The sequence below is a fragment of the Shewanella sp. MSW genome, assembly GCF_007636515.1.
Taxonomy (GTDB): domain Bacteria; phylum Pseudomonadota; class Gammaproteobacteria; order Enterobacterales; family Shewanellaceae; genus Shewanella; species Shewanella indica.
In genome coordinates, this window is the sequence record NZ_LVDR01000004.1 from 167,304 (window position 1) to 193,878 (window position 26,575).

Sequence of the window (26,575 nt, forward strand, 5' to 3'; positions counted from 1 at the left end):
TGGCATCCCCTAGGGGATTCGAACCCCTGTTACCGCCGTGAAAGGGCGGTGTCCTAGGCCTCTAGACGAAGGGGACCCCGGACTCACGCTTTAGACTCTGTGATAAGAGTACAGGTTTTACTAAACACTGCAAAATTGGCATCCCCTAGGGGATTCGAACCCCTGTTACCGCCGTGAAAGGGCGGTGTCCTAGGCCTCTAGACGAAGGGGACCCCGGACTTAAGCATTTAAACTCTGCTTAAAAAGAGCTGATTGAGAGTAGTTGGTGGAGCTAGACGGGATCGAACCGTCGACCTCTTGCATGCCATGCAAGCGCTCTCCCAGCTGAGCTATAGCCCCAAGCTATCTCTCATTACATTTGAGTGTACTGCCAGCAACTTGCTGCCCTGTGTCTCAACTGCGAGGCGCATTCTATGCAGCACACCCAAATGTGTCAACGCCTTTTTTAGGAATTTATTCTGGCTGCTACAAATTCAACCGCTTTGGAGATTCTTTGCTCGCAACGAGCTTTCCCAATGAGAAATAAGGTTAAATCCACAGCAGGAGATTGGCCCGCACCAGTTACGGCAACCCGTAAAGGCATACCGACTTTACCCATTCCCACCTCAAGCTCGGCCGCTGTTGACTCAATGGCATTGTGAATCGCTTCCACGGTCCACTCAGGCAAAGCCGCCAACTTCTGCTGCACCAGTTGCAAGGGCTCCAATGCGACCCCGCGCAAGTGCTTCTTGGCCTGCGCTTCATCAAACGCCTCGAAGTCTTCATAGAAGTAGCGGCTGGAAGCAGCCATCTCTTTAAGTGTCTTGCTGCGCTCTGCCAATGCAGTAACGATTTCAGCCAGGGCCGGGCCATTACTGGTATCTATCTGCTGATCACGCATATGCCATTCAAGGAAACCGGCCACATATTCTGGATCCAGCGACTTCATATAGTGCTGGTTCAACCAAATCAGCTTCTCGGTATTGAATGCCGAAGCCGCCTTATTGATATCGTCCAATTTGAAGAACTGCTTCATCTCCTCCAGTGAGAAGATCTCCTGATCGCCATGGGACCAGCCCAAACGCACCAGATAGTTCAGCAATGCTTCCGGCAAATAACCGTCATCACGATACTGCATTACGCTCACTGCGCCGTGACGCTTGGAAAGCTTGGCACCATCGTCACCCAGGATCATGGATACGTGGGCATACTCAGGAACAGGTGCACCCAGGGCCTTAAGAATGTTGATCTGTCTTGGAGTGTTGTTGATATGGTCTTCACCGCGAACCACGCAAGTGATACCCATATCCCAGTCATCAACCACCACACAGAAGTTATAGGTAGGTGTACCGTCGCTGCGGGCAATGATCAGATCATCCAGTTCTTCGTTGGCAATTTCAATCCGGCCGCGAACATGATCATCAAAAACCACGCTGCCTTCCTGGGGATTTTTGAAACGTACTACATATGGTTCATCTGTATCACGGGGAGCGGCATCACGGCAGCAGCCATCATACTTCTGACGTTCACCCTTGGAGGCCTGCTCTTCACGCAGAGCTTCAATGCGCTCACGAGAGCAATAACACTTGTAAGCCGTGCCCTCTTTCAGCATCTGAGCAATGATCTCGTTGTAACGATCGAAGCGCTTGGTCTGATAGTAAGGACCTTCGTCCCAATTCAGGCCCAACCATTCCATCCCTTCCAGAATGGCATCAACCGCCTCCTGAGTAGAACGCTCAAGATCCGTATCTTCGATACGCAGCACAAACTCGCCATTATTGGCACGGGCGTGCAACCAGGAGTATAGAGCCGTACGGGCACCGCCCACATGAAGAAAGCCGGTAGGGCTGGGAGCAAAACGCGTCTTGGTGGTCATAATTGAACACTAACCTTAAGAATAAACGCCTGCCAGGCAGGCAAATGAAAAGTGCGCATATTCTAGCAGCCTAACCCTACAAGGGAAAAGGGCTCTGGCCGACAGTCACAAGATAGATATTGCGGTCCTGACTTGCTCAGCTGTGACATGACATGGACAAGGCAGGCTCAGATCATCACCCTAGGCTGTAATACCATTGCTTCTTTCACACTGACTAAATTTTCAACTACGCTTCAGGGAAGCATCTTTTTTGTGGAGCAGAGGCTATGACAGGAATCAGTCAATCGGCTTCCCTCGCCAGCATTGCGGCCTATTTGAAGCACACCAACGACTATGACGAACAAACCGCACAAAAAGAAGCCAGAGAAGTGATGCATAACCTGGTGACCATGCGTCAGAAAGGCTTTATTACCGGCTGGTACTTTGACGAACAGGGTCACCTGGAACTGCTGCCCAGTGACGCCGTCCTCAAGCGCATAGATCCCCCCAAGTAAATCAAAATCACAATAGGCGGTTTTCCACCCACAACCGACGACAGAGTGAGCAAGATCTCACTCAAACAGCAAAAAGACGTGACAAACATCAAATAAACTACACTTTAGCAACCAATGAGTTACAAAAAAGTGATCAAATTGGCGCGCTACTTGCCTTACCCAATACAGACCTTAGGGAAAATCGGCTGTATTCCCGCTGGAAATACGCACTTTGGGGTACGTATTTTTCAATAACTCAAGAGCATATAAAAAGGACACATCATGAGTGCATTCAATCCATCCAAACTCTTTACCCGGCCGCTGAGAACCCTTGCCAAAGTGACGGCTTTAGCCGGCGCCTTGGCGAGCTTCTCGGTTCTGGCAGAACCGGTAGAGATAAAGTTTTCCCACGTTGTGGCAGAAAACACCCCCAAGGGCCAGATGGCACTGAAATTCAAGGCCTTGGTCGAAGAACGCCTGCCAGGTGAATATCAGGTCAGTGTGTTCCCCAACTCACAACTCTTCGGAGACAACAATGAACTGGCCGCGCTGCTGCTCAACGATGTGCAGTTGGTTGCGCCATCACTTTCCAAGTTCGAGCGTTACACCAAAAAACTGCAGCTGTTCGATCTGCCGTTTCTGTTCAAAGACATGGCCGCTGTCGACAAGTTCCAACAGAGTGAAGCCGGGCAAAAGCTGCTGAACTCCATGAAGCGAAAAGGCGTTGTTGGTCTCGGTTATCTGCACAATGGTATGAAGCAGTTCTCTGCCAATGAGCCGTTGCTGTTGCCAAAAGACGCCAGCGGCAAAAAATTCCGGGTTATGGCCTCTGACGTACTGGCAGCCCAGTTTGCCGCCGTCGATGCAACTGCAGTGAAAAAGCCCTTCTCCGAGGTGTTCACCTTGCTGCAAACCCGCGCTATAGATGGTCAGGAAAACACCTGGTCCAATATCTACTCCAAAAAATTCTTCGAGGTGCAGAGCCATATCACCGAAAGTAACCATGGTGTGCTCGACTACATGGTGGTGACCTCCAACACCTTCTGGAAGAGCTTGCCCGGCGATAAGCGGAAAATCATCAAAGAAGCGCTCGATGAAGCCATTGCCTATGGCAACAAAATTGCCGGTGACAAGAATGACCAGGACCGCCAGTTGATCATCGACTCAAAACGTTCTTTGGTAGTTGAGCTCACCCCTGAGCAACGCCAGGCCTGGGTTGATGCAATGAAACCGGTATGGGCCAAATTTGAAGACCAAATCGGCAAAGACGTGATAGATGCCGCCGTGGCCGCCAACCAGTAAGTCAGTATGGGGGCTCCGGCCCCCGCAATTTCTGCGGAGAGCAATATGATTTCACGCGCCTTGGGCTACTTTGAGGAAGGCTTTCTCAACTTATTGATCACCCTGATGACGGTACTTGTCTTTGTCGAAGTCGTTGCCCGCTTCTTTTTCAATACAGGATTTCTCTGGATGCAGGAGCTGACATTGACCCTCTGTGGTTGGTTTGTCCTCTTTGGCATGTCATACGGCGTTAAAGTCGGTGCCCATATAGGTGTCGATGCCTTCGTCAAAAAGCTCCCCAGGACAGGCCGCAAATACGCCGCCATGCTGGCTGCGGTCATCTGTTTGATCTATTGCGGCCTGTTCCTTAAAGGCAGTTGGGATTATCTCAGCCAGATGTATCAGATTGGAATACCCATGGAAGATATCGACTTCCCCCATGCCCTGGTTGCCAAACTGGACCCCGATTTTGCCTGGGAAACCCTGCGCATAGATGTTGAAGATCCTGCTGTGCCGCTGTGGATCTCCCAAAGCATTCTGATAATCGGTTTTGCCATGTTGACCTGGCGTTTCATTGAACTGTTTTTTGCCATTCTGACCAACCGCTCACAAGGATTCAGCTTCCACGATGAAGCCAAGGAAAGCATGCACCTGGCAGATGAAAACGAAGCCGGCGAAGACAAAAACAACTCCAAGCATGAGTAGGTAACGCCATGACAATAGCTACCCTCTTTATCGTCTTATTTGTTTGTATGCTGCTCGGCATGCCCATTGCCATTGCACTGGGTTTCTCCAGCATGCTGACTATTTTACTGTTTTCCAACGATTCGCTGGCCTCTGTGGCCCTGAAACTCTATGAGTCCACTTCAGAGCACTACACTTTGCTGGCGATCCCTTTCTTTATTCTGTCCTCGGCCTTTCTCTCCACCGGCGGCGTCGCCAGACGGATCATCGACTTCGCCATGGACAGTGTCGGCCATATCCGCGGCGGTTTAGCCATGGCCTCGGTCATGGCCTGTATGTTGTTTGCCGCCGTCTCCGGCTCTTCTCCGGCCACAGTGGCAGCTATCGGCTCGATAGTTATCGTCGGCATGATCCGCGCCGGATATCCACAAAAATTTGCCGCCGGGGTTATTACCACCTCAGGTACCCTGGGAATACTGATCCCACCATCGATTGTGATGCTGGTGTATTCGGCAGCCACTGAAGTGTCCGCAGCGCGGATGTTTATGGCCGGACTGATCCCTGGGTTACTGGCGGGGATGCTGATCATGCTGGCCATCTATATAGTGGCCCGAATCAAGGGATTACCTTCCCTGCCCTTCCCCGGCATTCGCAAGCTCTCTATCTCAACGGCCAAGGCCATGGGTGGCCTGATGCTGATTGTCATAGTGCTGGGTTCCATTTACGGCGGGGTCGCCAGCCCCACAGAAGCCTCGGCGGTCGCTTGCGTCTATGCCTATTTCATTGCCGTCTTCGGCTATCGAGATATCGGGCCACTGAAAAATGTCGCCTGGCGCAATCCTGGTGAGCCGGTAATCAAAGCCATAGGTCGCAATCTGGGGTACAGCCTGCTGGGATTACTCAAAACACCGGCCGACAAAGAGATACGCGCCGTCGTCAGGGATGGCGCCAAAGTCAGTATCATGCTGCTGTTTATCATAGGCAACGCCATGCTGTTCGCCCATGTGTTGACCACAGAGCGGATCCCTCACATGATTGCCGAAAACATAGTCGGCATGGGCCTGCCGGCCTGGGGCTTTCTCATCATAGTCAACCTGTTGTTGCTGGCCGCAGGTAACTTTATGGAGCCATCAGCCATTTTGCTTATCATGGCGCCCATCCTCTTCCCCATCGCCACCCAGTTGGGGATCGACCCCATTCACCTTGGGATCATCATGGTAGTCAATATGGAGATAGGAATGCTGACGCCGCCGGTGGGGCTTAATCTGTTTGTGACCTCGGGGATCACAGGCAAGAGCATAGGTTGGGTAATCCACGCTTGCCTGCCTTGGCTGCTGCTGTTACTGGGGTTCCTTATTCTGATCACCTATGTTCCTCAAGTATCTCTGTTCCTGCCTGAGTATCTGGATTCACTGCGGGGCTTTTAATCCTTGAAATCAACAGGGCTATCGGCGAGTCTAAGACTCGCCGATTTCTTACGCCGGAATTACACCGCAATAACGCCGGGACAATAAGATGCCGCTCAACAACAAGACCCGAAAGCGCCTGCTTATCACCACCATGCTGGTGACGGGTCTGTTTATTACCCTCAAACTGACCTACTGGTACCATCTGGATAAGGGATTCACCCAATACCAATCCCTGGCAGACAAACAGCTCAGCGAAGTCATAGGCTTTATAGAAGGCGCACTCATTCGCTATGAGAGTATTCCCCATGTGCTGTCCACCAACCCCATGCTGGCCCGGGTAATCAAGAGTAGCGCAGACAAGCGCGAAATCAGCAAAATCAACAAGTACTTTGAAGAGATACAGCATGTCACCGAAGCCTCTGATATCTATCTGCTCAACAGCCAAGGGGATGCCATTGCCGCCAGTAACTGGCAACAAGCCTATTCGTTTATCGGTCAGAATTATGCCTTTCGCCCCTACTACACAGAAGCCATCGCCGGCAGACTGGGCAGCTATTACGCCGTCGGTACCTCGTCCAACACCAGAGGGTTTTATTTCTCTTACCCGATTTACGATCAGGGTAAGGTGCTCGGTGTCATAGTGGTCAAGGTCGATATTGCCGATATTGAAGAGCAGATGACGGGGCTGGCCAAGGCGGGCCAGTATGAACTGGCCATCAGCGGTGAGGATGAAATCATCTTTCTCGCCAGTATTGCCAATTGGCGCCTGAGGTCACTGCAACCCCTGGCTGCGGAAAGGTTACAGCAGATAACCCTTAGCCGCCGTTATGCCAACCGTAAGCTGCAGGAACTCAGGATAGATCCGCCCTACCGGCAGGAAACTCTCCCCCACAGGGCACTGTATCGGATAGAAAACGATCAGGGCCGGGCCCAATATCTGGATACCCGCAATGAAATGATCAAGGTAGGCTGGTATGTGCATGTGCTGACACCTGTTGCCCCTTTGTATAGGGTCTAGGTAAATGAACAATAACCAGAGATCCGGGATCAAGTGGGAAGTCGCTGGATCAAATGGGATCGCAATGTGGTTGAAAGCCAGATGTGGCAAGGGGCTTTGAGTTTGTAATGACTCAAAGCCCCTTACTCATTTGGTGCGCTTGTCAGTTTTACCTAATTTGAGCAATCCTCTCTGATGTCGCTGGTTTGGCCTAGTAAAGTGAGCACTGAACAAAGCCAATGAAAGCTGCTTTAAAAAACCTTTAAACCTTTAAATCAATCGCCGATGTCTTTGGCAATGTGAACCACCTGACCTACTACCTCGAACTGATGCTGATCTTGCTTGGTGATATCGAGCGGACTATATAAAGCGTTATCACTTATCAGGCGCCAGGTCCCAAGCATGCTTTGGTACCGCTTCACGAACAGCTCATCACCGTTCCTGAATATATAGATATGGCCATCGGCCGGTTTGTTGCGGCCAAGGTGAACTACCAGTGTGTCGTTATTGCTGATAGTCGGCTCCATGCTATCGCCTTTGGCCCATACGATCGCCAGGTCTTTTTCATTGAAGCCTCTGAACTTCAACCATTTACGTCTGAACGCCAAATGCCGTACCGGCTCTCTTTGGTCTGGATTCAGTGAACCATTCCCAGCCGACACCTGAATTCTATATCCGGGTATCAAAGCGAACTCATCTAAGAAGTCACTAACCATAGGCACTGCGCTGTAAACCTTTGGCGCTTCACCTATGCAATCAATATCATCGCCTAGCAGGCTTCTCTGGGTATCAGCTGGGAACAGGCTGATATGATATTCCATCGCCTTGGTGCCTTTTCTCTTGCGTGCCAGGTGTTCTTTACCTGCCGCCAATTCCTTCAAATGATCTCTTGTCCATCTATCGGATGTTGGAAAACTTCCGTGCCCTGCCACTTCGGATGCAATAAACCACATCGTCCGTTTCTCATTGGAGGCAACGGATCTTGCATCCGTTTCCTGTTCTTCAGGATCCGTTCCGCTTAAGATGCTGTTTACTAAGTCTTTATTCATATTTAAATCCATTCTTTAAAAAAAACACAAACGGATGCAAAGGAAAGATATTCATCCGTTGCTATTGACCGTTAAGTCCGTTTGATCAATTATTAAGTTACTAAGTCGAGCAACACACTGGAGTAACCAAGATGAATAACGAGAGAGTGTCTCAAAAAAGTTCAAATGAGGGAAGCGATTGGCATCGTGCCGACATCGTTGCTGCTTTAAAAAAGCGCGGATTGTCCGTTCGTCAGTTATCAAGGGACGCTGGCCTCGGCGAAAACACTCTTGCAAATGCGCTTCGTTCACCATGGCCAAAAGGGGAACGGATTATTGCCAAGGCATTGGATCTGCAACCCGATGAAATATGGCCAAGCCGTTACCGTTCACTGCGAGCAGCTAGCTAAGGAGTCTCAATATGTGGCTAATAGCAAGCGAACTCGCGGGCGTGGTTGGGTTACCTGGCTCAGAAAGAAATGTCAGAGAGCAATTGAAACGGCTGGCTGAGTCAGCGCCTCACCTGTCAAGAAAGAGACAAGGGACAAAAGGGATTGAATATCACATCAGCCTTTTGCCTCCTGCCACTCAAACCGCCATCTACAAAAGAGAAGGTAAAATCAAAGTCGGGGATCAGGTTCTGGATCTGCCGAAGAAGAAAAGCCAACAACATGCCTATTGCAGCGAAGCATTATGGGGCCGTTGGAACCAAGCCAGCAATACAGCACGCGACAAAGCCCAGCAAGCCCTGACCTCAGTTAAAGCTGTGTTTGCCCTGCGCAATAACGGCATACAGATGATGGATGCCTATGAGTCAGTAAGCGAAGAATACGGCATTGCTGTCAGTACCCTGCGGCGCCACTGCGCCAAAGTGAAAGGCATTGAAGAAGCTGACTGGGCACCGGCCTTGCTGCCGCGCCACTTTGAAGTTGCCGACAGCAAGAAAAAGAACCAGTTCGCCTACGTCACCCCTGCCGCCTGGGAGTTTTTCAAAGCCGACTACCTGCGGCTTGAACAACCGAATATGACGGTATGTTACGAGCGCCTGAAAGATGCTGCCACGCATAACGGCTGGGAGATACCCAGTTTAAAAAGCCTCAGCCGCCGTCTTGACCACGAAGTTACCGCACAACAAAAAGTGTTGTTGCGCGAAGGCGAGCACGCACTGCACCAACTTTACCCACCACAGGAACGCACGGTTGAAGGTCTGCACGCCCTTGAATGGATCAACGGTGACGGCTACCAGCACAACGTATTTGTGAAGTGGTTCAACGGCGAAATCCTGCGTCCGAAAACCTGGTTCTGGCAAGACATCTACAGCCGCAAAATTGTGGGCTGGCGTTGTGACATCAGCGAGAACACCGACAGCATCCGCCTGTCGCTAATGGACGTATGCAAGAAGTACGGTATCCCGAAAGAGATCACCATAGATAACACCCGCGCTGCAGCCAACAAATGGATGACCGGCGGGGTACCCAACCGCTACCGCTTTAAAGTGAAGGAAGATGACCCGCTGGGCATTATCCCCATGCTTGGGATCAAGCTGCATTGGACAAGCGTAATTCTGGGCAAAGGCCACGGCCAGGCCAAACCGATAGAACGCGCTTTTGGCGTTGGTGGTCTTGAAGAGTACGTCGATAAACATCCATCACTTACGGGTGCTTATACCGGCCCCAACCCCATGGCCAAGCCTGATAACTACGGCAGCAAAGCCATTGCCGCCGAAGACTTCCTTAAAGCCATAGCCAAAGGCGTTGAAATGTATAACGCCAAAGCAGGACGCAATACCGAAATCTGCAAAGGCTTTATGTCGTTCAACCAAGCCTTTGACGCCAGCTACCAGAACGCTGCCATTCGCAAAGCCACCACCGCCCAATTGCAACTGATGATGCTGCAAGCCGAAGCGGTGCGGGTATCCAAACATGGCAACATAGTGCTGGAGTCCGGTGGCAGCTTGCGTGGCCGCAAGAACCGCTACTTCAACGAAATGCTGATGAACTATGTCGGCCAAAAGCTGGTAGCACGTTTCGACCCACAAGCACTGCATGACTCAATTGAAATATACGCCCTCAATGGCGTGCACATTTGCACCGCCGACTGCCTTGAAAAAACGGCCTTCCCTGATACCCAAGCCGCCCGCGAACACAAGCGCAAACGTACCCAGTTTACCAAAGCCAACAAGCTGGCCGCTCAGGCGCAGATCAGTGTCGATTCAATGGAGCTGGCCGCCATGATGGCGCCGGTAGAAGAAGAGGTTATCCCCGAAACCAAAGTGGTCACCATGGCCCGCCCTGCTGCCATAGGCAATACGGCCACCGCCGTGGCCTATGAGGAAGAAACCGACATAGACCACAAAGCCAAGTGCGAAATCAACTTCAGTGAAAGCGTGGCCTACCTGCGTGAACTGAAACAAAAGAACCGCCTTTAAACCCACTGTAAAAGAGGATTGATTATGGAAAACGTAGTGAGCCTGGCGAAGACAGAAACCAGCAAAACAGATGTACTGATGCGCGTAAGCAGCTTGATTGAATCCAAGCGGGTTACCTCATCACAAATAGCCCAGGAAATAAGCGTATCGCCCTCCACCCTGAGCCAGATATTGAACGACCAATACAAGGCCAACCCGGCAAAGATTATTGAAAAGCTTGGCAACTGGTTACGTATGCGTGACCAGCGCGACGCCAACCCCAGCGTAGACCCAGGCTTTGTGATGACTCAAACCGCCAAGCAGATTATGGATGACCTCAGCTACGCGCAAATCACCGAGTCGATTGTGGTGTTGTATGGCGCCTCCGGTGTGGGCAAAAGCAAAACCCTGGATGAGTACCAGCGCACCAATAACAACGTGTGGAAGGTTACCGCCAGCCCCAGCCGCTCAACCCTTACCGAATGCCTGTACGAAATTGCCATGGAACTGGGCATGGACCAGGCACCGCGTACCAAAGGCCCACTGTCCCGCGTTATCCGCCAGCGCCTGAAAGGCAGTGAAGGACTGGTGATTGTGGATGAAGCCGACCACCTGGATTACCCCACGCTGGAAGAGCTGCGCATTTTGCAGGAAGAAACCGGCATTGGTATGGCGCTGGTAGGTAACAACAAGGTTTACACCCAGCTGACCGGTGGCCGCCGCAATGAAGACTTTGCCCGCCTGTTTTCGCGCATTGCCAAAAAGCGCGGCATTCACAAAACCAAGCAGGCCGATGTCAAGGCTGTGGCCGCCGCCTGGAACATTGCCGGCGAGACTGAAATTAACTTGATGATTCAAATCAGCGAGCGACCCGGCGGCCTGCGTCTGCTGAGTAAAACACTCAAATTGGCGGCGATGTTTGCCAAGCGTGGCGCCATTACCGAGAAGCTGCTGCGCACTGCGTTCGCAGAACTCGAAACCAATGAGTGAGGTGAGTATGGAATACCTAAAAGTTTACCTATATCTAACGGCCATTTCAGGGGGCATATACCTGGGCCGATTCGCCAGCCGCTGGATAGTTAACAAATGGCTGGTTGGTTGGAAGGTAATCGTCGTTAAGCCCAATGGTGATAACCGGGTTTGGTACTTCGATAGAAAGGAGTGAGGTGAATATGGAAAAGCTCGCGTTGATTTATGCAGCCTGCATTGGAGTCGCCATCTACGTGGTGATTGCGAAATCTATCCGTTGGGCGCTGCAACCTAAAAGCCAGATGCCGGTTAGTGAGACTGGCAACAACTCAACCGTAAACGTGCAGCTGTGTGACGGCAGCGTCACCCAGGCTAAGCGCCTAATCACAGGCAATGATGGCAAACAATACGTTTTTAATCGGCCTGTAAACCGGCTTTATGGCGACATCTGTTTGGACGACCTGAGCCAAAGCGAAATCGTAATCGCTCCTGGGCTTATCTACCAATCAATCAGCAAGTGAGGTGTGGCATGAAAACCAAACAGCAAAAACAAGCATTGTCTCTTACCGCCGTAGGCCGGTTGCAGATGTCCGGTTGCACTGTGGTCGCTATCAACGACAACCAGCCAACGCCGGTTATTGATATCGAAAAGCCCAAGTTCGACATGCGCAACAAAACCACATTAAAGCTGCGCAGTAAGGCCACCCGAATTACCCAGGTTCACCGGGGTGTAGACAGCAAGATTTGTGTTGCCCAGTTCAACGGCTGCCTGGTGCGCTGGGTAGATGATGAACTGCCACTGATTGCCGAGATATGCCAAACCCTTAACCCCTATTCACCTGAGTTAATCAGCGTGTGGCCACGTAATTTTTAAAGGAGGTATGAGTATGAAATGCCCTACATGTCAAGGTGCTGGCCATATTTCTTGTTTCGTAAATACAGGTAATGACTGGAGAAAACACAAATCTAATTTAATGAAATGTATTCCATGCAATGGGAAAGGTGAAGTTAATGGTGAACAAGAAGAGTGGATAAAGAGGGGAGCCTCAATGCGGAAAATGATGAATCAATGTGGGTACACAGTGCAAAGTCTAGCTCACGAATTTGATGTCGATTCATCTCAAATCTGCGCAATTATTTTCGGCAGAGTTTCCCCTGATACAACTCCTGGGCTGGAAACGTGGTTGGTAAAACAGGCAGCAAATGAGGCAACAAATGATAAGCAATTTCCAACAATCGGAATATGAAAGAAGGAATCCAAAAATGACCGCAACCACTAACACCATCCCTGCCGGTTTCCGCAAAAACGCCCAGGGGCATCTGGTGCCTGAAAGCCAAATCAAAGAGATAGACAAACTGCGCGATGAGGTGGTGATGTCCATCGTCATGTTCGCCGAAGATTTGCAGGCAAAGATGAGCCTATTCAAGGCCAACTCTATGGCTCAGGTAGCCGACTTTGTGGACGTATCAGCCGCCGAGCACGATGTGAAATACGGCGGTGCCAAAGGCAACGTCACCCTAATTTCGTTCGACGGCAAATACAAGGTGACACGCTCAATTGGCGAGCACCGTATTTTTGATGAACGGATACAAGCGGCCAAAGCCAAGATTGATGAATGCATCAAGCGCTGGAGCGTGGGTTCAAACGACCAAATCAAAGCACTGGTTAACTCGGCATTCCGGGTGGATAAGCAGGGCAATATCGACGTTAACCAAGTGCTGAGCCTGCGCCAACTCAACATCACGGATCCTGACTGGCACCAAGCAATGGATGCCATTGGTGACTCCATCAAAGTCACAGGCACCACGCCTTACCTGCGTGTATACGAACGCCAGGATGACGGCGCCTATAAACAGATTTCTCTCGATATCGCCAAGCTGTAGCGAGGCGCTGATGCCATTGCTACTGCATACCCGATACGGAGAAATCAATGTCAGTCGTCATGCAGTGGACAGATGGCGCCAGCGAACCGGGCGCAACTTGCCGCAATTGGTTGAGGCGGTAGCAACTGCCAGCCGCCCAACCAAACAGCAACTGCGCCGCATACATAAGCAAGATGGCTGGCGCCCAAAACGAATACTGGAATGTGAATGCGCCTACTTCATCATCCAGAACCGCAACATAGTGACTGTGTACGACAAGAAAAAACGGAGTCAATACGATGACCGCTGAACTGAAAAAGCTGTTTCTCTGCGCCCTCAGCCGCCGCGAGATAGAACATGAAATCAGCATGGCTGAAACCATGATTGAAATTGAGGGCAGCTGTTTCCCTGATTGCACCTTTGAAGACGGCTACATAGCTGCACTGAACTATGTGCTTGGCCGCCAGGGTTCGAACGTGCGTGAAGAATATGAGCAATTGATAAGTGAACGCCATGACGCTGAAACGGAAACGGCATAAGGAACTTATCGCCTACATCGCGCAGCACAACCGCTGCACCCAGGCAGACGCCGAAGCCTGGGCCGACAACAACCTTGGTAACTGGCGCCAGCGGAGGGCCCAAAGAGTGAAAAGAGTAACTGTTCAGGACAGTAACGAAAAGGAGTGGGACGATGAGTAAAGCAATCAGCAAAGAGCTATGGCAAGACATTGAAACCGAAATGACGGCAATGTTTGTCAACATCACCTTTACCTACAAAGGTTATGAATTATCTGTTCGCCGCGAGCGAGTTGGTGAATCAAAGACAGCTCTATTTGTTTATATCGATGGTGTTATGAAAGCCAAATGGATGCATTTAAAAGACCTGGTCGACGATGATGCACCGGCAATATTAAATGATGTTTGGTGTCAAAAAAGCAAAGCTGTTTACAGCGCCAAAGATATTGCTGCGATCGAAAAAATATGGGGTAAGCGCCGTGCAAAGGAACAACATCCTCGCCTCCATGAAAAGCTTGTTTGGCATGAGCCATGTTTCACAAAAGCCTCGGTGCTCTGCCGCAAGTTCAAAAAGCTAGAGGGGCTGGAGCTAATCCATGCCGCCTGCATGCAATACAGCAACCCAACAGGATGAGCCCACACCAAAGCGAAACAGCAAGGCCTTGCGCCTTGTCTGTCTGCCAGGTGTGGTTGCCTGGCACTGATGAGCAGCCGAGGAGTGATTTGAAATGAAAGTATTTGCAATGAACGAATGTGAATGGTGGGTTGGGGAATCTCTTGAATCTTGTATCGCTGACTATATCGAAGAATATGGTGATTCTGATTATTTAGATGAACCATACGAATTAACAGCATCAAATCTTGATTCATTAACATTTTTTGTTGATGAGCGACAAGAAGGTGGCGAACTTTTAAAAAGAACTTTTAAAGAACAGCTTGAGGTTGAAATTGCTCAAGGTGGTGTATTTCCACGTCTGTTTGCATCAACAGAATATTGATTAAGTGTGGTTTAAATGGGGGTTGATTATGTTTGGTGAATACACACCCATTATGAATCAGATGCTGATGCAGCGCAGGCTGGCCAATGGCAAAGCAATCATAGACGACGAAGTTGGATTGCAGAAACTGTGCCCCCGCTGCAAAGAGTACTGGCCCCAGGATACGCTTTTCTGGTCGCCATCTGCCAGGGAACCTGACGGCCTGCAGTGCAGATGTAAGGCGTGTCAGGCTGAGCATCGTAATGAGCGCAACTTAAGCAACAACAGCCGCAGCGCGGCATAGGAGAAAGATATGTCAAACACCAGATTGTCCCAATACCAGGCATGGTTGGAATCCGTTACCGATGCTGGGTTTAACGTGATTGAATTTAAAACACCATGCTGTGATAGCAGCCTAAAAACAATCGCACCAGAGAAAGGCGGTTGCATGTGGGATAGTTTCGCCGTATGCCCACATTGTTCAGAGCCTTTTTTTAAAGAAGTTTATTCTGACCGGGTTGTAGTGAAACGCATTAACCATCCATCAACCAACCTAAAAACGGCATAGGTGAAAGAGATGTCTAACTCACTAAAGCTGGTTCAAATCGGTAAGCGGGAATTGTTGCTGGATGATGACATGTACCGCAACCTGCTTGAAAAGGTCACCGGCAAACGCAGTGCCAAGGAACTTGATGAGGCGCAGCTCAAAGCGGTAATCGCTGAAATGAAAGCCCAGGGATTTAAGCCAAAGAGCAAGCGCCGGGATCGTGCGCCTGAGGTTGCCAAGATACGCGCCATTTGGCTGACCATGTTTGCCCAGGGGTTTGTCCGCAGCAATACCGAGGTGGCGCTTAATACCTATGTTAAACGCATGACCAAGACAGACAACGGCCAAGGGGTGGACCGGGTAAACTGGCTGCGTTCTGAACAGGCGGCGCAGGTTCTTGAAGCGTTGAAGAAGTGGCACTACAGGGAAATGGCCCAGGCGATAATCGCCAGTGGTGGCAGCCCGGGCAGAGCCGGGTATGAAAAACTGGCAAACTTCTACGCCAAGCGATATCAAAACCCAACTCCATGACCAGTAGAGCCCCCATGCCTTATACTGAAAACACCTCGCTATGCGGGGTGTTTTTTCATCTTGATAGAGCGACCGGGGGCGACTATGACCGCTGCAAACAAACCAAGTGCTGCCAGCAATGACAACAGTGATCTCTTTGGCTATGACAATGTTAGCCTGGAAGATATTGAACGCATAGCCGATGGTGAAGACTCACAGCGCTGGCCGGAAGCGATGCGTCAAATCTATGCCATGTTCAAGCATGAGTTGGAGCAGCATGGCGCCGACAGTAAAATTGCCATCCCTATGCTTAACCGTATCTGCCGCGAGTTCGGCGGCGTGCAGCTGTATCTGCCAAGGGGTCGGCAACTGGAAGCTGAGATAATGAACCTGTCGATATGGCATGAGTTCACCGGCGACAACGTAGAAGCCCTGTCGCGCAAATACGATAAGAGTATGCAGCATATCTACCGTGTAATTGCTAAGATGCGCAAACGCGAAGTGAAGAACCGACAACCGGATTTGTTTTAAGGGACGAGTATGAAGAAGTTACTTTTATTGGCTGCTATTTTTTCAGTAAACGTTTCGGCTGCAAAGATTGATGACTTGATCCAATCTTTCGAAATGTCTAATGTATATGCGGCTGACTGGTACAAGAAAGGCGATAGCCATATTGCTGAATCAAGCAATCAATATCGTGATATGAAAATAAGCCTATCAGAAAAAAGTGGATCTATAACGGTTTCTCTGCCAGAGTCAAAAAAGTTTGACATCATATCAATAATGCCTTGCTATAAGCTCACAGCTTTCATTGATTACAACAAAGCAGAAACTTGGAATGACCCTGAGACGCAAGACGAAAAAGTGATAAAAAGCGTATTCAGTGAAAAGATTAAAGTCGGCCAATCAAATGAAGCTATTCTAAATGGTTGGAAGTTAAGAATGAAAAGATATCCAAATAAGTTCAGCTGCGAAGTTTACGAGCAATAGCAACAATCCACATTAATTAATCCATCCTCTTTATAAAAAGCACAATCGAATTAAGATACTTAATCTGGTTGTGCTTTCATGTTTTCAGACTTCCCGTTTTCAACCAAAGGCTACACGCCTGAATTTTGCCATGCCGTTTACTTCATTCTGAAAATGGAAGGCGGCTTGCGTGCCAATGGTGGCTATGTCAACGACCCCAAGGATCCAGGCGGTGAAACCAAGTTCGGTATCAGCAAACGCGCCTTCCCCGGCATAGATATCGCTGCGCTTACCATTGATGCCGCCGTGCGCATTTACCACAGGAACTATTGGCTGGCGGCTCATTGTAATGACTGGTCAGCCCCGGTGGCGTTATACATGCTCGACAGTGCCGTGCAGCATGGGGCTGTTACCGCCATCCGAATGCTGCAGGAAATATGCGGCAGCAAAGCAGACGGAAAGGTTGGGCCCAATACCCGCAAGGCGGTAAATGGCTGCGACGTTGAATATCTGTGCGCCCGCTATGGCCTGCGCCGTGCCAGGCTGTATGCGCGTATTATCAAGAATAACCACACTCAGGTGCGCTTCATTGAGGGCTGGCATAACCGCTTGGTGCATCTAACCGATGCCGCGTGGGAGATGCAGTAATGGGCAAAAACTGGGACTACTCAAAAGTCAGGGGGCGTGAGCTGCGCCTCGATGCTGAACTGAAAGCCTATCAAACCGGCGCTGCTGTTCCTGCTGTCGCGCCGTTCTTCAGCCACTGCGGCACCATGCAATCATTCTTCAACAGAGGCTGGCATGGCGTAAGTCAGTGCGACATCCGTGTGCATATAGACCAGGCCACAGCAAATAAACCTAATGCGCCCAGTGGCGCCGACAAACTTTCAAAAATCAGGAGTATAAGACAATGTCACTCTCTCTAATACTGGGTGCGGCCAAGCTGGCAATGGAAGTGGGACCTGCTGCCATAAGGGGTATTTCTTCTATGTTCGGTGGCAGTGAAACCGCCAACAAAGTGGCCGACATGGTAGAACAGGTTGATGGTGCCCTGGGTGTCACCGCCAGCCAGAAGGAAGCAGCACTTGCCCGTGAACTGCAAAAAATGCCACCGGATGCGCTGGTTGATTTAGAACGGCTCAAGGTAGAAATGGAGCGTGAAATTACCCGCCGCCAGGAGCTGACATTTAAAGATGCCCAGTCTCAACATCTGCAAACTCAAGAGACCATTCGCGCCGGCGACAAAGCCGAGGATCCCTACATACGCAAAACCCGCCCGCTGATGGCGCGGCAGTCAATGTGGGCCACCATATTCTACTGCTTTGTAATGGAAGGCCTGGCCGCATTCAACTACGGCAGCGGTATTGATGTGGCGGTAGCCGCGATGTTGTCTACCCCGGCATGGGCTTACCTTGGTTTGCGCACGCTGGACGGCTTTGCACCGCACCCCAAGGGCAGCGGTGCCAAGATGACCAATGCATTATTAAACGTGGTTAAGGGACGTCAATGACAGGATCTTCTATGACAGAGTTGGTTGACCAGGCGCAGGACGCAGAGCAAAAGTTCCGCGAGCAGGCAATCGCCAGGCAGTTGTCACGTGATGTTGAAACGCCGGACATTGACGAGGATGGCAACCGCTGGTGCCTGGATTGTGGTGACCAGATAGCAGCAGAGCGCCTTGCTGTAAATAGCAGCGCAGTACGTTGCGTGCCATGTCAAGCAGCCAGGGAGCCACGTTGATGGATATATGGTTTAAAACCTATTGGCCCATGGTGTGGGCAGGGCTAAGCACCATTGGCATGTTGGTTCTGGCACTGCTTTCAAAAACGTATGCCAAGCGCGACGACCTGGAAAAGATAGATAAAAAGGTGGATGAGCTGAGCGCCAGGGTAGACAGCCTGCCTACCCAAAAGCAGCTTACTGAACTGATGGTGGAAATGGCCGAAACCCGGGGCGAAATGAAAGAGCTCAGGGCGCAGATAAAACCGGTTGAACACTTGGCTCAACTGCTGTTGGAACAACGTTTAAAGGACGATAAGTAGAGGATCATATGTCATTTAAAACACTGCTAATTGAAGATCAGCGCCTGGTGATCCTGCGCTCTCTGCGCGAAATGCACGGTTATGAAGCCAACGAGTCGATTATCGATTCTTGCCTTGATGCTTATGGCCATAACATTAGCCGCGACAATGTACGCAATCATCTTGCCTGGCTTGAAGAACAGGGGCTTATCACCTTGCGCAATATCCAGGATTGCCAAATCGCCAGGCTCACTGGACGTGGTGAAGATGTTGCCACTGGCCAAGCAACCGTGCCAGGTGTTAAGCGCCCTCGGGCTTAAGGGGTCATCATGCAAGTAGCCAGTAACCGCAAGAGCAAAATCCAACTGCTGCCGGAGGAGATACGTTCATCGCTGAATGTGCTCATTCGCAGTGGCGACATGACGCAGGAAGATATCCGCGATGCCGTCAATCAGATGATTGAAGAAGCGGGCTTACCGGATGATGCAAAGATAAGCCGCTCAAGCTTTAATCGCTACGCCAAGCGCATGGAAGACATGGGTCAACGCCTGAGGCAGTCGCGTGAAGTGGCCGAAGTCTGGATCAGCAAACTCGGCCAGGCTCCCACGTCAGACGTGGGCAAGCTGCTGCAGGAGTTCGTGCGCACCATGGCCTTTGAAACTTCGATGAAGATGATGGAAGCCGCGGAAGGTGAAGAAGGCGAAGTGATATCGCCCAAGGCTTTGGGGCAACTGGCCCTGGTTGTACAGCGTATTGAGCAGGCATCGATGTCGAGCCTTAAGGTGGAGAAAGAAATCCGCTCAGCCTTTGCCGCAGAGGCTGCTGATGCTGCAGAGAAGATTGTCAAGCAAGCTGGTATCTCAGCTGATACTGCCAATGACATCAAAAATCAGATACTGGGGATAGCCTAATGCAACGTTCGCAGATAATGAAATTCTTCACCTATCAGCACTTGCCTGATCATCTAAAGGTAATCAGCAAACCTATTGCTGATCTGGCCGAAAAGATGGTGAAAGAATTGCCGGAAAATGAAGAAAGCTACATGGCATTGAGAAAACTGCTTGAGGCCAAAGACTGCGCTGTTAGAGCTGCAGGAGTATAACGGCCATGACTTATGAATTCGTCGAACAAGATGTACTGCTGCCTTATCAGAAACATTGGATTGCCGATGACTCGCCGCTGAAAATAGCTGAGAAAAGTCGCCGAACAGGTATCACCTGGGCAGAGGCTGCAGATGCGGCATTGATTGCGTCTAAGTCAAAAGCGGCTGGCGGTACCAACCATTTCTATGTTGGCTCAAACAAAGAGATGGCGAGGGAATTCATTGATGCCGTGGCCATGTGGGCGAAAGCATTCAACCATGCAGCCGGTGATGTACAGGAAGAGGTGTTTCTGGATCAGGATGGCGATAAGGAGATCCTGACATTCGTTGTCTACTTCGCGTCTGGATTCAAGGTGCAGGCACTGTCATCCAATCCTTCTAACCTGCGGGGGATGCAAGGTAACGTAACCATTGACGAAGCAGCCTTCCATGAACGCTTGGCTGAGGTACTGAAAGCTGCTCTGGCATTGACAATGTGGGGCGCCAAGGTACGGCTGATATCAACCCACAATGGCATTGAGAACTTATTTAACCAACTGATCCAAGACAGCCGTGCCGGCAAGAAGCGTTATTCGATACACACAATTACCCTTGATGATGCGTGTAATGGTGGCCTTTATAAGCGCATCTGTCAGGTGAAAGGAATGCAGTGGTCGCAGGAGGCAGAAGACAAATGGAAGTCTGATCTACTGCGCGATACAGCAACTGAAGAAGACGCCCTGGAAGAATACTACTGTGTTCCAAAAAGTGGTGGCGGATCTTACATACCAAGAAGCTTGCGTGAGCGTGCAGCCAAATTGGATAGCCCGGTGCTGCGCTTTACCGGAAGCGCTGCATTCAACCAAGCAGGTGAGGCCGAACGAATTAACGAAATGCAGGAGTGGCTGGATAAGGAAGTGGCACCGCAGCTGCTGCTGTTGCCCAAGCACTTGCGCCATGCCTTCGGCGAAGACTTTGCCCGCAACGGCGACCTGACAGTCATGGCACCGGTCACAGTCAACGACAACACCAAGCGCGAAGTACCTTTCCTGGTGGAGCTGGCAAACGTGCCTTTCAAACAGCAGGAGCAGACCCTGTATTTCATCTGCGATCGCCTGCCTCGCCGTGACGGTATCAAGCTCGATGCCAGAGGTAACGGTCAGTACCTGGCCGAACAGGCCCGCTATAAATACGGCGCTGAAGTTGAAGAGGTCATGTTGTCGCAGTCCTATTACCGCGAGAACATGCCACGCTTTAAAGCCGCTTTTGAAGATGACGAACTGAGTCTTCCCAAGCATGAAGATGTGATCACCGACCTGGGACAGATTCAACTCTACCGTGGTGTGCCTGGCATAGATGACAGTCGCACTACAGGAAGCGATGGCAATAAACGCCACGGCGATAGTGCGATAGCAATATTCCTTGGCTTCCTGGCATCGAAAGAAGACATCACCCGCTACGAACTGCACACCATCAAAGCCGATGCCGATGAAACCCATCGCCGGTTTTTTGGTACCGCTCAGGAAAACAACCGATTCGATGATATGCCGCAGGATGACTTGCGCGGCAGAGGTATAAGACTATGACGCAAATTTTGGACGCACGCGGCAACCCAATTAAAGCCGACAAAGAAGTGCTCAGTGATGATATCGCCCGTGCATATACCACGGGCGTTCGTAACCCAAGGCCTGCCAGTGTTGCCTCAACTATCACCCCGCAACGGCTGGCGGGGATCCTGCGCAGTGTGATTGACGGCAACGACCCAGAGGCGTACATGACTCTGGCCGAAGAAATGGAAGAACGTGATCTGCATTACGCCGCGCAGCTGCGTACCCGCAAGCTAGCAGTGGCAGCAATTGAACCTTCGGTAGAAGCCTACAGCGAAGACCCACAAGATGTGCTGATGGCCGAGCGCGTTCGTGAATTGATGACCGATGACATGATCCCCGAACTCTTCTTCGACTTGCTCGATGGCTTGGGCAAGGGGCTGGCCGTGGTGCAGATACTGTGGAACACACGCGCCATGCCGTGGAAACCGGCCGATTACAAATGGGTGGACCCACGCTATCTGCGCCAGGATGAAGAAACCCTGGAACAGATATTGCTGATATCAGAAGACGCACCACAGGGGGCAGCACTTGAGCCATATAAATTTATGGTGCACACCCCGCGTTCAAAAAGCGGCAGCGTCTGGCGCAATGGCTTGGCGCGGCTGGTTGCCGTGATGTACATGCTCAAGTCGTTCACTGTGCGCGATTGGTGGGCCTTTGCCGAAGTATTCGGTATCCCGGTGCGCGTGGGTAAATACGGTGCCAATGCCAGCGAGGACGATATCAAAACCCTGGTCAACGCCATTGGCCGTATCGCCTCTGATGCCGGCGCGGTGATCCCCGAGTCGATGAAGATAGACTTGATTGAAACCGCCAAAGGCAATGGCGGTAACACCCTGTTTGAGAACATGGCGCGCTGGTGTGATGAGCAGATATCAAAAGCCGTGCTTGGCCAAACCATGACAGCGGATGATGGCAGTTCGCAGTCTCAGGCCAATGTGCACAATGATGTGCGTATCGATATTGCCAAGTGGGATGCGCGGCAACTGGCTGCATGCGTCAATGAGTACCTGGTGAAGCCCTTCATCATTTTGAACTGGGGCGTACAACCGCATTACCCCAAAGTGCGCATAGATGTGCCCGAGCCGGAAGATTTAAAGATGTTAGTTGATAGCATTACGCCATTGATTGATCGCGGCCTGCGGGTATCGGCGGCGGCTATGCGCGATAAATTCTCTCTGGTAGAACCTGAAGATGATGAAGAGGTACTGGCTCCAAGCACAGTGGTTGGCATGAATAGTATCGACCAATCGCTGGGCATGAACTCTCGCCTGCAGGGAATTGGTCACAACCACATGCTGGCAATTAACCGGGTACGCAACACACCGGAAGCCGAAATTGACAACATGACCAACGAGGCCATGGGCGACTGGGTAGAAATGGCTGACGAGTTTATGAATCCGATCCTGAAACTCGCCAATGAGTCTGACAGCTATGAGCAGTTCCTGGCGGCGTTACCTCAGCTGCAGGAGCAGCTCGGCGCGGAGCAGTTCGTGGAACAGATGGCGCAGTATATGTTCCAGGCCAGGGGAATGGGAGACGCCACCGATGCCTGAGAACATCGTACCCAAGGAGGCATTGGATTGGTTCAAGCGCAAGGGCATTGAACCTGGCTTTGATTACCGCGATGTGTGGAAGCAGGAACACAACAATGCATTCACGGTAGCCAAGATGCTGAACTCAGATCTATTGGTTGACGTTAAGCAGCTGGTTGAGCAGGCTATTGAAGAGGGCCAAACCTTTGCGCAGTTCAAAAGCGTACTCAAACCCTTGCTTGTAAAATCAGGTTGGTGGGGGGTGCAATTGATGGATGACCCGTTAACCGGTGAAACAAAGCCGGTGCAACTGGGCAGTGAAGGCCGTTTGAAAACCATCTATCGCACCAACATGCGCACCGCCAGAGCCGCAGGCCAGTGGGAACGCATAGAACGCACCAAACGTGCCATGCCGTATTTGCTGTATCAGTTGGGGCCATCGCAGGAGCACCGGCTTGAACACGTGAAATGGAATAACACCCTATTGCCAGCTGATCATCCATGGTGGCAAGTGCATATGCCACCCAATGGCTGGGGCTGTCAGTGCTGGATACGTCAGGTTTCAAACTACGAAGCCCAGCAGTTGATTGCCGCAGGCAAAGTCAGTACCGAGTCACCGGACAGCCAAGACAGGCGTTGGGTTAACAAGCGAACAGGTGAAGTTGAAACCCTGCCAGAGGGCATTGAACCAGGCTGGAACTATAACCCGGGGCAAAGGCGTGAACAGGCACTGGCAAATGACCTGGCCGAAAAAGAGCAGCGAATGCGCCAAACGCTCTCAGATTAACGCTAACAGCATACTAGCTACAAAGTTACTCAGAAAAAAGTTTAAACGCTTGTGAGTTGATTTAAACGGTGTTTAAACATGGTTGCGCCATAAGTTTTAAGTGGCTTTGTGTTTCGCTGCTTGATCCGCTGTTTTTTTCGGGTAATCTTTAAGCGCTGCCGAAACCTCAACCGGCATACTCGCACCCACCCCAATAGAGCAACTGACGTTATTTATCGCCAGTTGCTTTTTTTATGCATCCTGACTCCTGTTCATATCAACCGTCCATCAACAAACGGAGGTTGTTATGTAGTGCTTAATGAACGGAGCAAGTATGAAATCCTTCCTGGCAGTGTGCTTTAACTTATCGAAAACCATGATAGATGGTCTTGGCGAAGAGCAAGGAGCCAATACCATTTGGTTGCCGATGATCCCAGCCGGTGACGTAGTGGGCCGCGATGGCCGTTCCTGGAAGAACTCAAACCCGGATGGCATTGTTGCCGCTTTCGATTCAAAGCTGCCTTTTGATATTGAACACTCAACAGAACTCAGAGGCCCTAAAGGCAAGGAAGCCGACGCCGCAGGCTGGATTGTGGCATTGGAAAACCGCAATGGTGAAATCTGGGCGCAGGTTGAGTGGACGTATCTAGGCCGCTACAAAATCACCGACAAGCTTTATAGCTACTACTCTCCGGCATTCGAATTTAACAGTGAAGGCGTAATCACTTCCATGAGCAGCGCCGGCCTGACCAACAAACCCAATTTTTATGTTCCCGCCCTTAACCGACAAGAGGACAACCCCATGAAGCTGCCACAGCTCATTGCGGCTGCACTCGGCCTTGCCGAAACAGCAACCGAAGAACAGGCGGTTACTGCGATTAACTCACTCAAGAGTGAAAAAGAAGTCGCATTGAACCGTGCCGCCCAACCAGATCTGACGCTTTACGTGCCCAAGGACACTCACCAGATTGCCCTGAACCGCGCCGAAAGCGCCGAAGCCAAACTGGCCGAAATCCATGAGCAGGAGATTGATGCTCTGGTTCAGTCAGCGATTGATGAGGGCAAGGTGGCGCCGGCGAACAAGGATATGTATGTCGGCCTGTGTCGTATGGAAGACGGTGTCGAAAAGTTCAAAGCCTTTGTTGGCTCCGCACCTGTGATTGCCACCAACTCGCAGAAGAAGGCGCCAAAAACTAACGGCGATGCCGAGCTCGAAGAACACGAGCTGGCGATGTGTCGCAAGATGGGTGTCAGTAAGGAAGAGTTCCTGGCAGCCAAAAACCAACTGAACGTAGGAGCTAACTAATGGCTACTGAAGCACAAGTATTGGAAGCACTGCAGGCCACTATGTCAGCGGCCTATACCCGAGGGCTGTCTGCTGCACAACCGCAGTGGCAGATGATTGCTACTGAAGTGCCAAGCTCCGGCGCGGCTAACTTTTATGGCTGGCTGAAAGACTTGCCAGGCATTGTTGAGTGGACCGGTGCTCGCCAGTTGGCCGATATGGGCAAACACGGCTACTCGATCGAGAACAAAACGTTCGAAAGTTCTATCTCTGTATCACGTGAAGATGTAGACGATGACCAAATCGGCCATTACAGCGTGGTTGCTCAGAACTACGGTGATCAAGTGGCGTACTTCCCTGACACCCTGGCGTATCCATTGTTGGCCGCAGGCTTTAGCACCCTGTGTTATGACGGTCAGAACTACTTCGATACTGATCACCCACTGGAAACCACGCCGGCGACAACCTTCTCCAACGTGGTTGGTGATCCGCTTACCGATACCGGTGAGCCCTGGTTCCTGATTGACGATACCAAGGTGCTCAAGCCTGTGGTGTTCCAGAACCGTCGCCCGTTCGTGTTCAAGAACATGAACCCCAGCGAAGAGTACACCTGGTTCAACAACAAGTACGCCGCCGGTGTTGATGGCCGCTGTAACGTTGGCTTCTCGTTCCCTCAATTGGCGATTGGTTCTAAGGCCGCGCTCACCGAAGCCAACTACGAGGCGGCCAAGAAGCTGTTGCAGAAGATGAAAAAAGTAGACGGCACCCCAATTGGTACCCGTGCAACCAAGCTGGTTGTCGGACCCGACAATGAAGCGGCAGCCAAGAAGCTGATTGCCCGCATGCTCATCGAAGGTGGCGATACCAACATCTACTACAACGATGTTGAGATCGTGGTGTCACCGCTGATTACAGCATAACCACAAGCAGCAACCAGGACGGATACCGGCGCAAGGACGCGCCACCCTTTAACCGGAGATCAAGATGGCCAGTCAAATAGTTACGGTACAAGGTGACGATTGGACGCAACTCAGTGCTGCCGAGAAAGGCTGCTTTGAAAACCAAGCAGGTGCCACCTTGCTGTACTGGGTATCAGACGTTAAGCCTGATGCAGCGCAAACAGTCGGCCATAACTTAAGGCATCTGGGGGATGTTGGCTTTCAGGTGAACACCTCGCTGTCAATGAAAGTCTGGGGCCGCACCTTGTCCAATTCCGGCAACGTCATTGTGACGGAGTACTGAGCATGTTTGGCGACTGTTGTCCGTTCGTTGTTCCCAAAGTACTGCTGCGAGCCAGCTTTGTTACCCAGGATGCGAACGATGCCAAGCAGTCTCTGACAGTGGATTATCAGCCAGAGACCATTCTGTTTAATCAGGTCACATTAACCGAACCATCCATTGATGTTGACCTGGTTACCGGTGAGATAACAGCGCTCAAACGCTTCTCTGGAATGGTGAGTTTGAGCCTGAGTTGCTTGCGTGAACAAACCGGTACCGCCGTGATTGACTGGGGCGTGTTCATTGAAGTTGAGGACGGCCAGGGAAACTGGGTTCCGTATGAGGGTTCGCTGCGTCCCATCACCCTTAACACCCAAACAACCAATGAGAAGCGCACCATAGATTACACCATTGCTGTTGATATCAATGCTTTGCAGAAGTTCAGGTTCAGGCATTACACCTCGGACGCCGCCAAGCAAGTGTCTGTTATCTCCTTTGCTGCCGCCAACGGTTTGCCGGCATCTTCCGGAGTGATCTTAAGCATGTGGGGCGTTAAACCATAACCACAGGTTCT

Annotated in this window: 38 protein-coding genes, 3 tRNA genes and 1 other RNA gene; 37 read left to right on the forward strand and 5 right to left on the reverse strand. The window is 51.0% G+C overall.

Going from position 1 to position 26,575, the window contains the following annotated elements; all coding sequences use genetic code 11:
• The 4 genes from AYI96_RS05575 to gltX form a co-directional block, all read right to left on the reverse strand.
• Positions 1–76 (reverse strand) — tRNA-Glu (locus tag AYI96_RS05575).
• A 60-nt stretch (positions 77–136) separates the two neighbouring features.
• A tRNA-Glu gene (locus AYI96_RS05580) sits at positions 137–212 on the reverse strand.
• Between the two features lie 51 nt (positions 213–263).
• Positions 264–339 (reverse strand) — tRNA-Ala (locus tag AYI96_RS05585).
• Positions 340–445: 106 nt separating this feature from the next.
• Entirely contained in the window at positions 446–1,855 is a 1,410-nt protein-coding gene (gene gltX / locus AYI96_RS05590) for a glutamate--tRNA ligase (protein ID WP_071476245.1), read from the reverse strand.
• Between the two features lie 266 nt (positions 1,856–2,121).
• Between gltX and AYI96_RS05595 the strand changes: the two genes are divergently transcribed.
• The 5 genes from AYI96_RS05595 (at position 2,122) to AYI96_RS05615 (ending at position 6,720) form a co-directional block, all read left to right on the forward strand.
• Positions 2,122–2,349 (forward strand): hypothetical protein, encoded by a 228-nt coding sequence (locus tag AYI96_RS05595; protein ID WP_025890110.1) that lies wholly within the window; start codon positions 2,122–2,124, stop codon positions 2,347–2,349.
• Between the two features lie 261 nt (positions 2,350–2,610).
• A complete protein-coding gene (locus tag AYI96_RS05600) occupies positions 2,611–3,630 on the forward strand; it encodes a TRAP transporter substrate-binding protein (protein ID WP_039033792.1) in 1,020 nt (339 codons plus the stop codon).
• Positions 3,631–3,675: 45 nt separating this feature from the next.
• Entirely contained in the window at positions 3,676–4,314 is a 639-nt protein-coding gene (locus tag AYI96_RS05605; protein ID WP_025012078.1) for a TRAP transporter small permease, read from the forward strand.
• A gap of 8 nt (positions 4,315–4,322) precedes the next feature.
• A complete protein-coding gene (locus AYI96_RS05610) occupies positions 4,323–5,720 on the forward strand; it encodes a TRAP transporter large permease (protein WP_039033791.1) in 1,398 nt (465 codons plus the stop codon).
• 88 nt (positions 5,721–5,808) lie between these two features.
• Entirely contained in the window at positions 5,809–6,720 is a 912-nt protein-coding gene (locus AYI96_RS05615) for a cache domain-containing protein (RefSeq protein WP_144361146.1), read from the forward strand.
• Between the two features lie 254 nt (positions 6,721–6,974).
• On the opposite strand, the gene AYI96_RS20460 is transcribed toward AYI96_RS05615, so the two are convergent.
• Positions 6,975–7,748 carry a helix-turn-helix transcriptional regulator gene (locus AYI96_RS20460; protein ID WP_260852953.1) on the reverse strand — a complete coding sequence of 258 codons (774 nt, stop codon included), beginning with the start codon at positions 7,746–7,748 and terminating at the stop codon, positions 6,975–6,977.
• Between the two features lie 131 nt (positions 7,749–7,879).
• Here AYI96_RS20460 and AYI96_RS05625 point away from each other — a divergent pair, with 131 nt between their 5' ends.
• From AYI96_RS05625 to AYI96_RS05780, 32 genes are all read left to right on the forward strand, one after another.
• On the forward strand, positions 7,880–8,137 hold the full coding sequence (locus AYI96_RS05625) for a helix-turn-helix domain-containing protein (RefSeq protein ID WP_144361147.1): 258 nt from the start codon (positions 7,880–7,882) through the stop codon (positions 8,135–8,137).
• Positions 8,138–8,148: 11 nt separating this feature from the next.
• Complete coding sequence (locus AYI96_RS05630; protein ID WP_144361148.1) at positions 8,149–10,155, forward strand: transposase domain-containing protein; 2,007 nt, start codon at positions 8,149–8,151, stop codon at positions 10,153–10,155.
• Positions 10,156–10,179: 24 nt separating this feature from the next.
• Positions 10,180–11,124: an AAA family ATPase gene (locus AYI96_RS05635; RefSeq protein ID WP_144361149.1), complete on the forward strand. Its 945-nt coding sequence runs from the start codon at positions 10,180–10,182 to the stop codon at positions 11,122–11,124.
• Between the two features lie 182 nt (positions 11,125–11,306).
• Positions 11,307–11,624 carry a hypothetical protein gene (locus AYI96_RS05640; protein WP_144361150.1) on the forward strand — a complete coding sequence of 106 codons (318 nt, stop codon included), beginning with the start codon at positions 11,307–11,309 and terminating at the stop codon, positions 11,622–11,624.
• Positions 11,625–11,632: 8 nt separating this feature from the next.
• Entirely contained in the window at positions 11,633–11,977 is a 345-nt protein-coding gene (locus AYI96_RS05645) for a hypothetical protein (protein WP_144361151.1), read from the forward strand.
• A gap of 13 nt (positions 11,978–11,990) precedes the next feature.
• Positions 11,991–12,350, forward strand: a complete 360-nt coding sequence (locus AYI96_RS05650) for a hypothetical protein (RefSeq protein ID WP_144361152.1) — start codon at positions 11,991–11,993, stop codon at positions 12,348–12,350.
• A 16-nt stretch (positions 12,351–12,366) separates the two neighbouring features.
• Positions 12,367–12,987 carry a DUF3164 family protein gene (locus tag AYI96_RS05655; RefSeq protein ID WP_144361153.1) on the forward strand — a complete coding sequence of 207 codons (621 nt, stop codon included), beginning with the start codon at positions 12,367–12,369 and terminating at the stop codon, positions 12,985–12,987.
• A 10-nt stretch (positions 12,988–12,997) separates the two neighbouring features.
• The gene (locus tag AYI96_RS05660; RefSeq protein WP_144361154.1) at positions 12,998–13,276 is read left to right on the forward strand and encodes a hypothetical protein; all 279 of its coding nucleotides are present in this window, start codon (positions 12,998–13,000) and stop codon (positions 13,274–13,276) included.
• Complete coding sequence (locus tag AYI96_RS05665; protein WP_144361155.1) at positions 13,266–13,505, forward strand: hypothetical protein; 240 nt, start codon at positions 13,266–13,268, stop codon at positions 13,503–13,505. The genes AYI96_RS05660 and AYI96_RS05665 overlap by 11 nt, the downstream gene beginning before the upstream one ends.
• Positions 13,480–13,665, forward strand: a complete 186-nt coding sequence (locus tag AYI96_RS05670) for a hypothetical protein (protein ID WP_144361156.1) — start codon at positions 13,480–13,482, stop codon at positions 13,663–13,665. Before AYI96_RS05665 ends, AYI96_RS05670 begins: the two co-directional genes overlap by 26 nt.
• The gene (locus tag AYI96_RS05675; protein WP_144361157.1) at positions 13,658–14,116 is read left to right on the forward strand and encodes a hypothetical protein; all 459 of its coding nucleotides are present in this window, start codon (positions 13,658–13,660) and stop codon (positions 14,114–14,116) included. Before AYI96_RS05670 ends, AYI96_RS05675 begins: the two co-directional genes overlap by 8 nt.
• A 10-nt stretch (positions 14,117–14,126) precedes the next feature.
• Positions 14,127–14,199, forward strand: an RNA gene (locus AYI96_RS05680) — hammerhead ribozyme type II.
• Positions 14,200–14,210: 11 nt separating this feature from the next.
• Positions 14,211–14,480, forward strand: a complete 270-nt coding sequence (locus AYI96_RS05685) for a hypothetical protein (protein WP_144361158.1) — start codon at positions 14,211–14,213, stop codon at positions 14,478–14,480.
• A 28-nt stretch (positions 14,481–14,508) separates the two neighbouring features.
• Positions 14,509–14,763: a hypothetical protein gene (locus AYI96_RS05690; protein WP_144361159.1), complete on the forward strand. Its 255-nt coding sequence runs from the start codon at positions 14,509–14,511 to the stop codon at positions 14,761–14,763.
• Between the two features lie 273 nt (positions 14,764–15,036).
• Positions 15,037–15,537, forward strand: a complete 501-nt coding sequence (locus AYI96_RS05695) for a gp16 family protein (RefSeq protein ID WP_144361160.1) — start codon at positions 15,037–15,039, stop codon at positions 15,535–15,537.
• Between the two features lie 84 nt (positions 15,538–15,621).
• Positions 15,622–16,047 (forward strand): Mor transcription activator family protein, encoded by a 426-nt coding sequence (locus AYI96_RS05700; protein ID WP_144361161.1) that lies wholly within the window; start codon positions 15,622–15,624, stop codon positions 16,045–16,047.
• Between the two features lie 9 nt (positions 16,048–16,056).
• Positions 16,057–16,506: a hypothetical protein gene (locus AYI96_RS05705; protein WP_144361162.1), complete on the forward strand. Its 450-nt coding sequence runs from the start codon at positions 16,057–16,059 to the stop codon at positions 16,504–16,506.
• Between the two features lie 78 nt (positions 16,507–16,584).
• A complete protein-coding gene (locus AYI96_RS05710; RefSeq protein WP_144361163.1) occupies positions 16,585–17,133 on the forward strand; it encodes a glycoside hydrolase family 108 protein in 549 nt (182 codons plus the stop codon).
• Positions 17,133–17,411: a hypothetical protein gene (locus tag AYI96_RS05715; protein WP_144361164.1), complete on the forward strand. Its 279-nt coding sequence runs from the start codon at positions 17,133–17,135 to the stop codon at positions 17,409–17,411. The genes AYI96_RS05710 and AYI96_RS05715 overlap by 1 nt, the downstream gene beginning before the upstream one ends.
• Entirely contained in the window at positions 17,396–17,995 is a 600-nt protein-coding gene (locus AYI96_RS05720; protein WP_144361165.1) for a hypothetical protein, read from the forward strand. The genes AYI96_RS05715 and AYI96_RS05720 overlap by 16 nt, the downstream gene beginning before the upstream one ends.
• Positions 17,992–18,225, forward strand: a complete 234-nt coding sequence (locus AYI96_RS05725) for a TraR/DksA C4-type zinc finger protein (RefSeq protein WP_260852954.1) — start codon at positions 17,992–17,994, stop codon at positions 18,223–18,225. Before AYI96_RS05720 ends, AYI96_RS05725 begins: the two co-directional genes overlap by 4 nt.
• A complete protein-coding gene (locus AYI96_RS05730) occupies positions 18,225–18,527 on the forward strand; it encodes a DUF2730 family protein (protein WP_144361166.1) in 303 nt (100 codons plus the stop codon). Before AYI96_RS05725 ends, AYI96_RS05730 begins: the two co-directional genes overlap by 1 nt.
• A gap of 8 nt (positions 18,528–18,535) precedes the next feature.
• Positions 18,536–18,826 (forward strand): ArsR family transcriptional regulator, encoded by a 291-nt coding sequence (locus AYI96_RS05735; protein ID WP_144361167.1) that lies wholly within the window; start codon positions 18,536–18,538, stop codon positions 18,824–18,826.
• 9 nt (positions 18,827–18,835) lie between these two features.
• Positions 18,836–19,417: a DUF3486 family protein gene (locus AYI96_RS05740; RefSeq protein WP_144361168.1), complete on the forward strand. Its 582-nt coding sequence runs from the start codon at positions 18,836–18,838 to the stop codon at positions 19,415–19,417.
• Positions 19,417–19,608 (forward strand): hypothetical protein, encoded by a 192-nt coding sequence (locus AYI96_RS05745; protein WP_144361169.1) that lies wholly within the window; start codon positions 19,417–19,419, stop codon positions 19,606–19,608. The genes AYI96_RS05740 and AYI96_RS05745 overlap by 1 nt, the downstream gene beginning before the upstream one ends.
• 5 nt (positions 19,609–19,613) lie before the next feature.
• On the forward strand, positions 19,614–21,173 hold the full coding sequence (locus AYI96_RS05750) for a terminase large subunit domain-containing protein (RefSeq protein ID WP_144361170.1): 1,560 nt from the start codon (positions 19,614–19,616) through the stop codon (positions 21,171–21,173).
• The gene (locus AYI96_RS05755; RefSeq protein ID WP_144361171.1) at positions 21,170–22,753 is read left to right on the forward strand and encodes a DUF935 domain-containing protein; all 1,584 of its coding nucleotides are present in this window, start codon (positions 21,170–21,172) and stop codon (positions 22,751–22,753) included. Before AYI96_RS05750 ends, AYI96_RS05755 begins: the two co-directional genes overlap by 4 nt.
• Entirely contained in the window at positions 22,746–23,519 is a 774-nt protein-coding gene (locus AYI96_RS05760; protein WP_144361172.1) for a phage minor head protein, read from the forward strand. Before AYI96_RS05755 ends, AYI96_RS05760 begins: the two co-directional genes overlap by 8 nt.
• A 313-nt stretch (positions 23,520–23,832) precedes the next feature.
• A complete protein-coding gene (locus AYI96_RS05765; RefSeq protein ID WP_144361173.1) occupies positions 23,833–24,804 on the forward strand; it encodes a phage protease in 972 nt (323 codons plus the stop codon).
• Positions 24,804–25,703 carry a Mu-like prophage major head subunit gpT family protein gene (locus tag AYI96_RS05770; protein WP_144361174.1) on the forward strand — a complete coding sequence of 300 codons (900 nt, stop codon included), beginning with the start codon at positions 24,804–24,806 and terminating at the stop codon, positions 25,701–25,703. The genes AYI96_RS05765 and AYI96_RS05770 overlap by 1 nt, the downstream gene beginning before the upstream one ends.
• A 64-nt stretch (positions 25,704–25,767) precedes the next feature.
• Positions 25,768–26,025 (forward strand): hypothetical protein, encoded by a 258-nt coding sequence (locus tag AYI96_RS05775; RefSeq protein WP_144361175.1) that lies wholly within the window; start codon positions 25,768–25,770, stop codon positions 26,023–26,025.
• Between the two features lie 2 nt (positions 26,026–26,027).
• Complete coding sequence (locus AYI96_RS05780) at positions 26,028–26,564, forward strand: hypothetical protein (protein ID WP_144361176.1); 537 nt, start codon at positions 26,028–26,030, stop codon at positions 26,562–26,564.
• The last annotated feature ends 11 nt before the right edge of the window (positions 26,565–26,575 follow it).